The organism is Paracoccus sp. (in: a-proteobacteria) (assembly GCF_032007265.1).
Lineage (GTDB): Bacteria > Pseudomonadota > Alphaproteobacteria > Rhodobacterales > Rhodobacteraceae > Paracoccus.
Genome location: NZ_DALZMB010000112.1, coordinates 1 through 11,865, shown reverse-complemented (window position 1 = coordinate 11,865; position 11,865 = coordinate 1). Strand labels below are relative to the sequence as shown.

Genomic DNA, 11,865 nt, shown 5'->3' with positions numbered 1-11,865 from the left:
ATTCTGGGATAACGACCCCCTCGCTAAAGGTCGCGGCGGTGCTGTCCACGCCGACACCCGCCAGAAACGCCTTGCTTAACCCACCCCAAAAGGCGCTGACAGAGCCGCCAAAGGCAAGCGAATAGCCAAGCACCAGCCACAGCACCATGATTGCCCCTGCAATCGCGGTGGTCTGCATCAAAACAGACAGCATGTTCTTGGCGCGCACAAGGCCACCATAGAAAAGCGCGACCCCCGGCAGAACCATCGCCATGACAAGAACCGTTGCCGTCATCATCCAGGCGACATCGCCTTTATTCATCGTCTCGGTGATGGCGGCTGCGGCGGGGGCTGCCTGCTGCGCCCAGACAGGGACAGCAGATAAGGCCAGGGTAGCGGCCAATAAAGAAATCCGGGCTTTGTGCATTTTGCTATCCTTCAAGCTGGCGCGGCGGTCGGCAGGCGCGGGGATGGCTGCATGACCGCTAAGGCTTATCCTGCTTTCAGGGAAACGGGCCGGGCCCGATGCGGCAAGAATTCACCCCTGCTCGGACAGGTGCAGCCCCTCAATCGGCGCGTTCTGCGGCAATAGGACAGCGATTTGCCCAATATGCGGGCACAATCATAATCGCGGTGAACTGCTTAAGAACTGATCAGCGACGGAATTTGTGATGAATTTGCAGGACTGGGCGGGCAATTTGCGCAATTCGTCTGGATAGCTTCTGGCACAGGGGCTAATCTAGCCTCATCCAAGATCGTTGAAAGGTCGCCCGCCATGAGCTTTGGCATTCCCCGCGTAATTGCCCGAGTAGGCGACACCCATCTTTGCCCGCTTCACGGCCCAAATGTCATTGTCGAGGGGGCCAACAGCACCATCGATAATCGCCGTATTGCGCGTGTTGGCGATAAATGCGCCTGTGGTTGCCTGATCGTCGAGGGCGCTTCGGGTGCAATCATCGACGGCCGCCCCGTTGCCTATCTTGGCTCTAAAACCACTGGCGGCGGCGTCATTGTCGATTGTAAAGGCAGCGCCATATTGCGCTGATTTTTACGTATCAGCTGCCCTGCGCAGCTGCCGCACTTGACGCATAGCGCGCCGCAGTGCCGTCGCGGCTGAGCCTATAACGATCAGCCATAGCGCCAGATGAATAATCTGATCGCGCCATCCCATCAGCGGCGCAAAGACCGTTAGAATAGCGCTTGTCGTTACCAGTGCCATACGGTGCTGTTTCGCCATCGGCCCCGAGAAATCCGCACCCACGCCGTTATTGACGCCAAGTTCGCGGACATAGGCCGTCAAAAACGCAAAGGAAACCGCGGCCCAGCCCAAAGCTGCCTCTCCTGCACCCAGGGCCAGCCCGAACAGGATCAGGGCATCGGAAATTCGGTCGGGAAACTCGTTCCAGAAACCGCCATCACGCGTGCGCTTGCCTGCCTCGATTGCCACCATCCCGTCGAAAAGGTTGCACAAAAGCCGACCTTGCGTCATGGCCGCGCCCAAAAGCAGCAACAAGACGCGCCACGCCCCGCTGACACCGCCCGCACCCCAAAAGCTTGCCCCCGCAATCAACGCAAAGATCATACCAAGCATCGAGATTTGATTGGGAGATATCCCCGTCCCCGCCAGCCAACGCGAAACCTTGCTGGCCCAAGCGGTCTTGCGGCTCGCCAAGGGGCGGCGGTTGGAAAGATCGCTCATCGGCGCAGTCTCCATAAAGCGTAGCCATAGCTTAAAGCATAAAGCGCGGTAACGCATAGTGGCACGGAAATCGTCGCGAAGATCTCGGGCGTGCCGGCCAGCAGGTGAACTGCGCCCAGAATTATCAGCGAGGTCAGGACCGCCGCAACCGGTGCAACCAGCACGCCCAATGCGTTGGGAAAGCGCATCGAGACATGTTCGATCAGGCGCTTTTGCAGCAAAGTGATCGCCCCGGACATCACCCCCTGAACCGCGCCCGCGATCAGGGGTTGCGGCCATGGGTGGTGGCGATTGGCAAAAATGGCCCAGCCGCCCATGGCAAGGATGGCCACAGCGGCATGAACGGCCTTGCTTTGCCCCATCCCCTTGGCACCTTGATCATGCGGCGCTGTCATATTCAGGGCTCAGGCAGACCAGAAATAGCGCGTCAGGTGGAAAAAGATCGGTGCGGAAAAAACCACCGAATCCAGCCTGTCGATAAAGCCACCATGACCGGCAATGGCACGCCCCCAATCCTTGATGCCGCGGTCGCGTTTGATCGCGGACATGACCAGCCCTCCGAAAAAGCCCATCAGCGTGATGATAAACGCCATCAATCCCGCCTGCCACATGCTGAAAGGTGTCATCCACCACAGCAAAGCGCCGATCAAGGTGGCGCTAAGGCTGCCGCCGATAAAGCCCTCGACGGTCTTGGAGGGCGACAGGTTGGGCGCGATTTTATGGCGGCCAATCAGCTTGCCCCAGACATATTGCAAAACGTCAGACAGCTGGACCACGACGACCAGAAAGGCGATCAACAACACATTGCGCCCTTCGAAATTTTGCAATTTCAACGTCAGCAGCGCAGGCACATGCGAGGCACAAAATACGCAGATCATCAACGCCCATTGGACCTCGGCCACACGAATCAGAAAGTTGCGCGTCTCTCCGCGCAGGGCAGAGATGATGGGCAGCAGCAAAAAGACATAGACCGGGATGAAGATTGAAAAGAGCCCGTACCAGCCGATCCAGATCGTATAATATTGGATCGGCAGGACGACAAAAAAGGCGCAAACCAATGACCAATGATCTGCGCGGATCGCATTGGTTAATGTCAAAAACTCGCGCAGCGCCGCAAATGAGCAGAGCAGGAACAGCAATGTAACCCCAGTCTTGCCGCCCAACATCGCCAGCGACAGGCACAAGACCATGATCCACCAGGATCGAATGCGATCATTCAGGTTTTCGATCGTGGCATTGTTTCCATCGGGCGAATAGCGTCGTGCCAGCAGCCAGCCGATCACCGAGGCCAGAACCAGTATCCCGCCTGCCCCCAAAATAATCTTGAGCAGATCGCTATCGGCGCCATGCATCAGCGCATCTCCAGATGGTTGGGGCGCAGGTCAAGCAAGGCGTCGCGCGCGCGGTTCACAAAGTCATCTTTGCTTTCCCCCGCGACAAGACGCAGCGGCGCACCGAAAATCGTCTTGCACATCAAGGGTACGGGCACAAATTCGCCCTTGGGCATGACCCGGTTCAAGTTGTCGATCCACACCGGCACCAGATCAATGTCAGGGCGTGCGCTGGCCAGATGGTATATGCCGCTTTTGAAAGGCAGCAAAATATCATCGCTTTGATTGCGCGTGCCCTCGGGAAAGATGATCAAGGAATCGCCGCCATCCAATGCAGCAGTCATGGTCTGGATCGGATCCGTATTGCGTTGATCGCGCACGCGCTCGATCAGAACGGTGTTGAAAACATCGCTGCCGATAAAGCGGCGCAGCCCCTTGCCGCCCCAATAATCGGCCCCGGCAACTGCGCGTGTATGTTTGCGCATCTGCGTCGGAAGGACCGACCAAATCAGGATGAAGTCGCCGTGGCTGTTGTGATTGGCAAAATAAACACGCTGGCCACCGATTGGCGCAATGCCACGCCAGTCGGCCTGAACGGCCGTGATCAAACGTGCAAAGATGCGGATGGCGCCTGATGTCGCCCAAGCCGCGCCACGACGCAGCAGTCCGGCAGAGGCAGGGTGCGGCGGGGTGTTTTCGGGTCGCGGCTCGGTCATCGTCTCTGGGGGCGAAAGATCAGACATGTTTATAGCCTGTGCGTGGTTGGCCCTTGCTTTGCAACCATTTTTTCACCGCGCGCCCATCTGACCAAGGGGCAAGTACAAATAAGCCCCGCCTGATCTCCCTCAGGTTGTACAGCTTTGCAGCAGGGCCCAAGGGCCCGGCGGATCAAAAGCTGTTGCGCTCGTGATAGGTGCGCAGGAAGTTCCAGATCCGCTCGTCTTTGGGCGCATGGAAAATCCCCGAGGGCGTATCAACCGCCACCAGCTCACCTTTTTCCAAGAAACCGACCTGATCAGCGACATGGGCGGCAAAGCCCATCTCGTGGGTCACGACGACCATCGTCATGCCATCTGCCGCCAAAGCTTTCATCACATTCAGCACTTCGCCCACCAGCTCTGGATCCAGTGCCGAGGTTGGCTCGTCAAAAAGCATCAACTTCGGCTCCATCGCCACGGCGCGGGCAATCGCCACGCGCTGTTGCTGGCCCCCCGAAAGGCGCGAGGGGTAGTTGGCCATCTTGTCCGACAGCCCGACCTTATGCAGCGCATCAGCCGCCCGGCTCAGCGCCTCGGTCTTGCTCAGGCCACGTACCTGAATCAAACCTTCGGCCACGTTTTCTTGCGCCGTCATATGTGGCCAAAGATTGAATTGCTGAAAGACCATGCCAATCGCGCGGCGCATCTCGCGCAGCTTTTTCGGGGCCATCTTTTTGCCCGAACTCTCATATCCGATCTGACGATCATCGATCAGGATCTGGCCGTTGTCATATTCCTCAAGGAAATTGATGCAGCGCAGCAGCGTCGACTTGCCCGAACCCGACGGGCCGATCAGGCAGGTGACCTTGCCCGGTGGAATGGACAGGTTGATGTCTTTAAGCGCGTGAAACGGGCCGTAGAATTTATTGACCGCGCGGATCTCGACTGAGGAGGCTTGGACCATCTTACGGCCTTTCGATCAGGTAATGGGTGACGCGGCGTTCAAGCCTGCGGCCGATGCGAGAGATCAGCTCGACGAACAGCCAGAAAAACAGCGCCAGCACGAGGTTCGCCTCAAGATAGCGGAAGGTTTCGGTGGACATGCGCTGGGTTTGATACATCAGCTCGGGCACGGTGATGATGGATAGGATCACCGTTTCCTTGGTCAGGATGATCGAGAAGTTAATCAAGGCAGGCAGTGACGAGACCAATCCGATCGGCAGTAGGATACGGCGAACAATCGTCGGTTCCGCCATGCCAATCGCCCGGGCCGCTTCGATTTGGCCATTGGGAACCGCACGAAAGGCCGAACGAAAGATCTCGGCGAAATAGGGGCTGCCGTAGATCGTCAAACCCAGAATGCCCGCGGGCAAGGCATCAAGACGAAGTCCGATCAGAGGGCCGCCATAGTACAGCACGAACAGCTGAACCAGAAACGGCGTGCCGCGAATGATTTCGATATAGACCTGCCACAGCCAACGCCACGGCGCCGAGCCGTAGCGGCGGCACAATGCGATGACCAAGCCCAATGCCATGCCAAAGACCGTGCCCAAGAGCCAGCACAGCATGGTCATGCCAAATCCCTTCAGCAGGATCGGCCAATAGGTCAGGAAAATTGAAAGCTCCATCAGATCGCCATCCTATGTTCCAGGTAGCGCCCGACGGCCGCCAGACACAGGTTAATCACCAGATAGATACAGGCGGCGGCGATATAGACCTCGAGCGGACGAAAGGTGGTCGCGGCCTGCGCCTGACTGGCGCGGGTGATTTCCATAATGCCGACAACCGAAACCAGCGACGAGGCTTTGACCAGCAAGATCAGCTCATTGATCAAAGCCGGCAGAGATAGCGACACGGCCTGAGGCAAGACAACCCGCCGCCAAATCGATCCCGGTGACATGCCAATGGCCACGGCGGCCTCGGTCTGGCCTTTGGGCAGCGCATTGATCGCCCCGCGCCAGATTTCCGAGATATAGGCGCTGGCAACGATCGCGGTTGTCCCGACAGCCGCAACGATCGCGGGGACGTCAATGCCAATCACGGGCAAGAGGAAGTAAACCACCAGCAGTTGCACCAACATCGGCACACCGCGGAAATAACTGACCCAAAGCGCCGCAAAGCCCCGCAAAAAGCGCGATTTCGACAAGGCGCAGATGCAGATGACACCGCCCAACACCAAGCCAAGGGCAATGCCAAGACCTGAAACCAGTACGGTATAGCGCGCGGCCCATATGAGCGGGCCGAAACTTTCGAAAAAAGTCGAGATCGAGAACATCGCCGCTCCGTTCAGGTCTCAGAGCGGGCGGCGGTTAGGCCGCCCGGACGTGGTATTTACTGCTGACCGGGAACTTCGCGCGGCAGTTCGGTATAGCTGCCCAGCCACTTTTCCTGAATGGCCTTGATCTGACCGTCATCGGTCATTTTCAACAGCGCATCATCGATGGCCTTGGCGAAACTGGCGCTGTCAGCATCCTTGCGCAGCACCCAGGCGAAGTAAGTCGGCTCGCCAAAAGAAGCAGGCTCGAGCAGGGCAAAGGTTTCCCCACGCTCTTTGACCAGATAGGTCAGGTTCGGCAGGGATCCTGCAACCGCATCCAGACGCCCGGTTGCCAGATCGGCATAGGCCTCGTCGGTCGTGCCATATTCCTTGACCGTCACCCCGCCCAGCTTTTCACCATAGGCAGAAAGTTGTTTGAACTGCGCCGTACCCTGTTGAACACCAACGGTTTTACCCTTGATATCCTCGGGCTTGGTGATGTCCTTATTCGCGGCCGATTTCACCAGAGAAACGGTGGCATCAGCAATCGGCAGAGTAAAGGTATAACGCTCGATCCGCTCGGGCGTGATGGTCACAGGGGCGATCACGATGTCAAATTTCTTGACCTCAAGTCCCGGAAGCTCGGCCGTCCAGGGGATGTCCTGATAGACCGGCTCGACACCGATTTCCTTGGCAACCCCGTCGAACAGATCCTTGGTCATGCCCTCATAGGTGCCGTTTTTCAGCATATCAAAGGGCGCGTAATGCATGTCGGTCGCAGTTACGATTTTGCCTGCGGCCTTGATGTCGGCCAGCTGATCTGCTGAGGCGGAAACGCCCGTCAGGCCAAGTGCAGCAAGGCCAAGCAGCGCGGCCTTGAAACTGTTGTGATAGGTCATAGCGATCTCCCTTGTTGGAAAGGCGGTCGTAGACTGCGCCACCTCGTTGGATGGCGCAGTCTTCGGGATCACAGAATCCCAGGCAGATTCAACCCGTGTTCTTTCGCGCAGTCCAGTGCGATCTCATATCCTGCGTCAGCGTGGCGCATGACACCCGTCGCCGGATCGTTCCAAAGCACGCGCGCAAGGCGGGCATCGGCATCTTCGCTGCCATCACAGCAAATCACCATACCCGAATGCTGCGAGAAGCCCATGCCCACGCCACCACCATGATGAAGGCTGACCCAGGTCGCGCCGGACGCCGTGTTCAAAAGCGCGTTCAGCAGCGGCCAATCGGAAACTGCATCCGAACCGTCACGCATCGATTCCGTCTCGCGGTTGGGCGAGGCGACCGAGCCAGAATCAAGATGGTCGCGACCGATGACGATCGGGGCCTTCAGCTCGCCATTGCGAACCATTTCGTTGAACGCCAAGCCCAGCTTGTGGCGAATGCCCAGACCAACCCAGCAAATCCGCGCGGGCAGACCTTGGAAGCTGATACGCTCGCGCGCCATGTCCAGCCAGTTGTGCAGGTGCGGATCGTTGACGATCTCTTTCACCTTCTGGTCGGTTTTGTAGATGTCCTCGGGGTCGCCCGACAGAGCTGCCCAACGGAACGGGCCGACGCCGCGGCAGAAGAGCGGACGGATATAGGCCGGAACGAAACCCGGGAAAGCAAAGGCGTCCTCTAGCCCCTCTTCCAGCGCCATCTGACGGATGTTGTTGCCGTAATCCACCGTCGGCACGCCGTCATTGTGATAGGCGACCATGGCCTCGACCTGCTTGCGCATCGACGCGCGGGCAGCTTTCTCGACGCCTTTGGGATCGGTTTCCTGACGCGCACGCCATTCGGCAACGGTCCAGCCAATTGGAAGATAGCCGTGAACCGGGTCATGCGCCGAGGTCTGGTCGGTGACGATGTCGGGACGCACGCCGCGCTTGTACAGCTCGGGGAAGATCTCTGCTGCGTTGCCGATCAAGGCAACCGATTTGACCTCGCCTGCCTTGGTCCAGCGGTCGATCATGGCCAGCGCTTCGTCAATCGAATGCGTCTTTTCATCGACATAGCGGGTGCGGATGCGGAAATCTGCGCGGGTCTCGTCACATTCGACCGCCAAACAGCAGGCGCCCGCCATGACCGCTGCCAAAGGCTGAGCGCCGCCCATGCCGCCAAGGCCGCCGGTCAGAACCCATTTGCCCTTCAGATTGCCGCCATAGTGCTGGCGACCTGCCTCGACAAAGGTCTCATAGGTGCCCTGAACGATGCCCTGAGCGCCGATATAGATCCACGAACCTGCGGTCATCTGGCCGTACATGGCCAGACCCTTTTTATCGAGCTCGTTGAAGTGATCCCAGTTCGCCCAATGCGGCACGAGGTTCGAGTTCGCGATCAGAACGCGCGGCGCATCCTTATGGGTCTTGAAAACGCCGACCGGCTTGCCCGACTGGACCATCAGGGTTTCGTCTGCTTCCAGCTTTTTCAGGCTGTCGACGATCAGGTCAAAGTCTTTCCAGGTGCGCGCAGCGCGACCGATGCCGCCATAAACCACCAGCTCATGCGGGTTCTCGGCCACATCGGGGTGCAGGTTGTTCATCAGCATGCGCATCGGCGCTTCGGTCAACCAGCTTTTCGCGGTGATTTCCGTTCCGGTGGCGGGGTAGATATCGCGGGAATTGTGACGCGGATTGTCCATTTTCGTCTCCGATCAGGCCAGCATATTGCCAGAAATGATAATGCGTTGAATTTCCGAGGACCCTTCGTAGATGCGCATGATGCGCAGGTCCCGGTTGATACGTTCGATAGGAAAGTCGCGGGTATAGCCGTAGCCGCCATGCAGCTGCAGCGCGGTATCCGCGATTTTTCCCGCCGATTCAGAGGCCGCCAGCTTGGCCATCGAGGCCGCAAGCGAAAAGCGGCCGCCCTTGCCGTGATGGGCTGCATCGCGTTGACGTGCCGCATCTTGCGAGACCAGCAGCGCCGAGCGATAGGCCAGTCCCATATCCGCGATCATCCAGCGAATGCCCTGACGATCTGTCAGAGCCTCACCACCGATGACCCGGTCCTTGGCATAGGCAATGGCGGATGTCATAGCCGCTTCTGCAAGGCCAAGACATTGGGCCGCAACTTCGATGCGACCATTGTCCAAAACCTGCATCGCGGTACGAAAGCCCTTGCCCTCTTCGCCGCCAAGCAGCGCATCTTCGGGCAGATGGCAATCAATGTTCAGCGTGAAGACGTGGCCGCCCTTCAGCCCCATGGTCTTTTCCGCGGGGCCGGCTTCCAGCCCTGGGGTGCCTTTGGGCAAGATGAAGGCCGAAATCCCACGATGAGCCTTGTCGGGGTCTGTCACCGCATAAAGCACGATGAAGTCAGCGACGCCGCCGTTCGAGATGAAGCATTTCGTCCCCTTGATATGCCAGCCGTCATCCGTGCGGCGGGCGCGGGTCTTCATATCGGCGGGGTCTGACCCGGCGGTCGGCTCGGTCAAGGCGAATGCGCCAAGCGCTTCGCCCGTAGCGGCCGGCGTCAGCCAGCGTTCTTTTTGCGCCTGCGTGCCGCCGATCAGGATCGAGTCGGTGGCTAGGTAATGCGCCGTTAACGCAGATGCCGTGGAACCGCAGGCCCCGGCAACCAAGGCCACCGCCCGCAAAAGTGCCGGAGCCGACACGGCCGAACCACCGAATTCTTCGGGAAGGTTTGCCCCCATCATTCCGGCATCGCCGAGCGTTTTCAGCTGCTCATGGACGAAGGCGGAGGTCTCGTCGGTTTCATGCGCCAAAGGCGCAATTTTTTCGGCGCAAATACGTTCAAGGACGTCGCAAAACATGCGCTCTTCATCCAAGAGCATGTGCCATTCATCGGTCACGTTCATCACAAACCCTCCAATCCAAGCTGTGCCAGAACGCTGGCCAGATCGCCGCCAAGACGCGGGGCCGAAGTTTCAGCAACGGGCTTTTTCCCATCAAAACGCACAGGCTGACCGATGACTGGGGCTTGGCCCAAAACCGGATGCGCCAGATTGGTGACCAATCCACGCGCCTGCGCATGTTCATTCTCGGCGGCCTGGGCAATGTCCCAGATCGGCGCGCTTGGCAGTCCTACCTCGCTAAGCGCCTTGACGGCCTGATCGGTGGTCATGTCCTTGGACCATGCCTCGATCAGGGCTTTCAACGCGGGCTCGTGAACGGTGCGGCTTTCGTCGCTGGCAAACCGAGGATCATTGACCGCATCCGGCGCGCCAATCAAGGCAGCCAGAAGCGCGAATTGCTTGGGATTAAGCACGCAGATCGCGACCTGCCCATCGCGGGTCGCATAGCACCCGAATGGCGTGGAAAGGGGATGTCTGTTGCCAACGCGCTTGGGCGCGCTGCCTGCATAAAGATGCAAAGCATGGCTGGTGGTCAGCATCGAGAATAGCGCGTCATACATCGCCACATCCAGCGTTGCACCAACCCCGGTTTGGTTGCGTTGAACCAAAGACGCCATGATCGACCAGCTGGCAAACAGGCCCGCCACCAGATCCGCAATGCTTTCGCCGGTTTTCAGCGGCGCGCCACCCTCTTCGCCCGTCCCCGCCATCAGCCCGGACATGGCCTGAACAACTAGGTCATAGGCGGGCAGATCCTTAAACGGCCCCTCCTGCCCGAACCCCGAGATCGAGCAATAGATCAGGCCGGGATTGCGGGCGCGCAAGGTCTCAGCGCCCAAACCCAGACGGGCAGCAACACCGGGTCGAAAGTTTTCGACGACCACATCGACGCGGTCCGCGATCTCTTGGGCCAAAGCAACATGCTCGGGATTTTTCAGGTCCAGCACGACGCTTTTCTTGCCGCGGTTATTCAGCGTGAAAAGCGCGCTTTCACCGTCCTTGAAAGGGCCGATATGGCGATAATCATCGCCTTGCGGCGGTTCCAGCTTGATCACCTCGGCCCCAAGATCCGCCATCAGCGCCGTACAATAAGGCCCGGCGAGAACGCGGCTAAGGTCCAGAACTTTGATCCCGGCAAGAGGGCCGCTCATCCGCGCGACCCCATCTTATTTGCCAATTGCGGGGCAAGCTCAGCCAGCGCATCAAGGATTTTGCGCAGATGAACCCGCATCGCCTCGGCTTTTTCCTCATCATACGAGAAGGGTACGGCCTCGGTCGTCAGGTGGCTGGCTTGCGCCAGTTCCATCTGGATCGCATGGACGCCATCTTGCGGTTGGCCGTAATGACGCGTGGTCCAGCCCCCTTTGAATCGGCCGTTCAGAACATGCGTGCGCCCCGAGGCTGCACAGATCGCGAATGTCGCCTGTTCGATCGATGCATCACAGGTCGCGCCATTGTTCGTGCCGATGTTGAAATCGGGCAAGGTACCCTCGAACAGGAACGGAATATGGCTGCGGATCGAGTGGCAATCATAAAGGATTGCCACGCCATGACGCGCTTTCACCCGCTCGATTTCTGCCGCCAAAGCCGCATGATAGGGCGCATGATAGGTCGCTTTGCGCGCAGCGATTTCAGCGTCACTTGGATTTTCCAGCCAGATCGGCTCGCCGTCGAAATCGGTGACGGGAACCAGTCCGGTGGTGTTTTGGCCCGGATAAAGGCTGGCATCATCCGGACCACGGTTGGCATCGATCACATAGCGATGAAACAGCGCGCGAACCGTCGTCGCACCGGGCAAAAGCCCGTCATAAAGCCGCTCGATATGCCAATCGGTATCGGCCAGAATCTGGCCCCGCGCGTTCAACTTGGCGCGGATCTCATCCGGGACCCAGGTCCCGGTATGAGGCAGCCCGAGAATGATCGGGCTGTCACCTTGCAAAGTTTCGAAAACGCTCACGCAACAACCTCGTCGATCAAGCCCTTGGGCAGTGCGTCCAGCAAGGCGCCCGAGGCAACCAAACGCGCACAGCTTTCCAGATCGGGGGCCATATAGCGGTCCTGATCCAGGGCACTGACGTCCTGACGCAGACGTG

The 11,865-nt window shown here is 58.9% G+C and carries 13 protein-coding genes and 1 pseudogene; 1 reads left to right on the top strand and 13 read right to left on the bottom strand.

Annotation, left to right across the window (positions count from 1 at the left end; translation table 11 throughout):
* Positions 1-406: pseudogene (locus tag RTS12_RS17595) on the bottom strand (ammonia channel protein); the annotation flags it as partial.
* A 222-nt stretch (positions 407-628) separates the two neighbouring features.
* Here RTS12_RS17595 and RTS12_RS17590 point away from each other — a divergent pair.
* On the top strand, positions 629-1,024 hold the full coding sequence (locus RTS12_RS17590) for a PAAR domain-containing protein (protein WP_312530835.1): 396 nt from the start codon (positions 629-631) through the stop codon (positions 1,022-1,024).
* A 3-nt stretch (positions 1,025-1,027) separates the two neighbouring features.
* Here RTS12_RS17590 and RTS12_RS17585 read toward each other — a convergent pair whose 3' ends face one another.
* The 12 genes from RTS12_RS17585 to hutG form a co-directional block, all read right to left on the bottom strand.
* Complete coding sequence (locus RTS12_RS17585; protein ID WP_312530832.1) at positions 1,028-1,678, bottom strand: CDP-alcohol phosphatidyltransferase family protein; 651 nt, start codon at positions 1,676-1,678, stop codon at positions 1,028-1,030.
* Positions 1,675-2,073: a hypothetical protein gene (locus RTS12_RS17580; protein ID WP_312530830.1), complete on the bottom strand. Its 399-nt coding sequence runs from the start codon at positions 2,071-2,073 to the stop codon at positions 1,675-1,677. Before RTS12_RS17580 ends, RTS12_RS17585 begins: the two co-directional genes overlap by 4 nt.
* Positions 2,074-2,082: 9 nt before the next feature.
* Entirely contained in the window at positions 2,083-3,030 is a 948-nt protein-coding gene (locus tag RTS12_RS17575; protein WP_312530828.1) for a phosphatidate cytidylyltransferase, read from the bottom strand.
* Positions 3,030-3,752 (bottom strand): lysophospholipid acyltransferase family protein, encoded by a 723-nt coding sequence (locus RTS12_RS17570; protein WP_312530826.1) that lies wholly within the window; start codon positions 3,750-3,752, stop codon positions 3,030-3,032. The genes RTS12_RS17575 and RTS12_RS17570 overlap by 1 nt, the downstream gene beginning before the upstream one ends.
* 145 nt (positions 3,753-3,897) lie before the next feature.
* Positions 3,898-4,671, bottom strand: coding sequence for an amino acid ABC transporter ATP-binding protein (locus tag RTS12_RS17565; protein WP_312530824.1), 774 nt, complete (start codon positions 4,669-4,671; stop codon positions 3,898-3,900).
* A gap of 1 nt (position 4,672) precedes the next feature.
* The gene (locus RTS12_RS17560) at positions 4,673-5,335 is read right to left on the bottom strand and encodes an amino acid ABC transporter permease (RefSeq protein WP_312530822.1); all 663 of its coding nucleotides are present in this window, start codon (positions 5,333-5,335) and stop codon (positions 4,673-4,675) included.
* Entirely contained in the window at positions 5,335-5,982 is a 648-nt protein-coding gene (locus RTS12_RS17555; RefSeq protein ID WP_312530820.1) for an amino acid ABC transporter permease, read from the bottom strand. The genes RTS12_RS17560 and RTS12_RS17555 overlap by 1 nt, the downstream gene beginning before the upstream one ends.
* Positions 5,983-6,038: 56 nt before the next feature.
* The gene (locus RTS12_RS17550) at positions 6,039-6,863 is read right to left on the bottom strand and encodes a transporter substrate-binding domain-containing protein (protein WP_312530818.1); all 825 of its coding nucleotides are present in this window, start codon (positions 6,861-6,863) and stop codon (positions 6,039-6,041) included.
* A gap of 68 nt (positions 6,864-6,931) precedes the next feature.
* Positions 6,932-8,596, bottom strand: a complete 1,665-nt coding sequence (gene hutU / locus RTS12_RS17545; protein WP_312530816.1) for a urocanate hydratase — start codon at positions 8,594-8,596, stop codon at positions 6,932-6,934.
* 12 nt (positions 8,597-8,608) lie between these two features.
* Positions 8,609-9,769: an acyl-CoA dehydrogenase family protein gene (locus RTS12_RS17540; protein ID WP_312530834.1), complete on the bottom strand. Its 1,161-nt coding sequence runs from the start codon at positions 9,767-9,769 to the stop codon at positions 8,609-8,611.
* 5 nt (positions 9,770-9,774) lie between these two features.
* Positions 9,775-10,923: a CoA transferase gene (locus RTS12_RS17535; protein WP_312530814.1), complete on the bottom strand. Its 1,149-nt coding sequence runs from the start codon at positions 10,921-10,923 to the stop codon at positions 9,775-9,777.
* Positions 10,920-11,729, bottom strand: a complete 810-nt coding sequence (gene hutG / locus RTS12_RS17530; protein WP_312530813.1) for an N-formylglutamate deformylase — start codon at positions 11,727-11,729, stop codon at positions 10,920-10,922. The genes RTS12_RS17535 and hutG overlap by 4 nt, the downstream gene beginning before the upstream one ends.
* Positions 11,730-11,865: the final 136 nt, after the last annotated feature.

Bases quoted from the DNA above. Each gene is read 5' to 3' on its own strand.
- RTS12_RS17585 (WP_312530832.1), bottom strand. From the start codon at position 1,678: ATGAGCGATCTTTCCAACCGCCGCCCCTTGGCGAGCCGCAAGACCGCT.
- RTS12_RS17580 (WP_312530830.1), bottom strand. From the start codon at position 2,073: ATGACAGCGCCGCATGATCAAGGTGCCAAGGGGATGGGGCAAAGCAAG.
- RTS12_RS17575 (WP_312530828.1), bottom strand. From the start codon at position 3,030: ATGCATGGCGCCGATAGCGATCTGCTCAAGATTATTTTGGGGGCAGGC.
- RTS12_RS17570 (WP_312530826.1), bottom strand. From the start codon at position 3,752: ATGTCTGATCTTTCGCCCCCAGAGACGATGACCGAGCCGCGACCCGAA.
- RTS12_RS17565 (WP_312530824.1), bottom strand. From the start codon at position 4,671: ATGGTCCAAGCCTCCTCAGTCGAGATCCGCGCGGTCAATAAATTCTAC.
- RTS12_RS17560 (WP_312530822.1), bottom strand. From the start codon at position 5,335: ATGGAGCTTTCAATTTTCCTGACCTATTGGCCGATCCTGCTGAAGGGA.
- RTS12_RS17555 (WP_312530820.1), bottom strand. From the start codon at position 5,982: ATGTTCTCGATCTCGACTTTTTTCGAAAGTTTCGGCCCGCTCATATGG.
- RTS12_RS17550 (WP_312530818.1), bottom strand. From the start codon at position 6,863: ATGACCTATCACAACAGTTTCAAGGCCGCGCTGCTTGGCCTTGCTGCA.
- hutU (WP_312530816.1), bottom strand. From the start codon at position 8,596: ATGGACAATCCGCGTCACAATTCCCGCGATATCTACCCCGCCACCGGA.
- RTS12_RS17535 (WP_312530814.1), bottom strand. From the start codon at position 10,923: ATGAGCGGCCCTCTTGCCGGGATCAAAGTTCTGGACCTTAGCCGCGTT.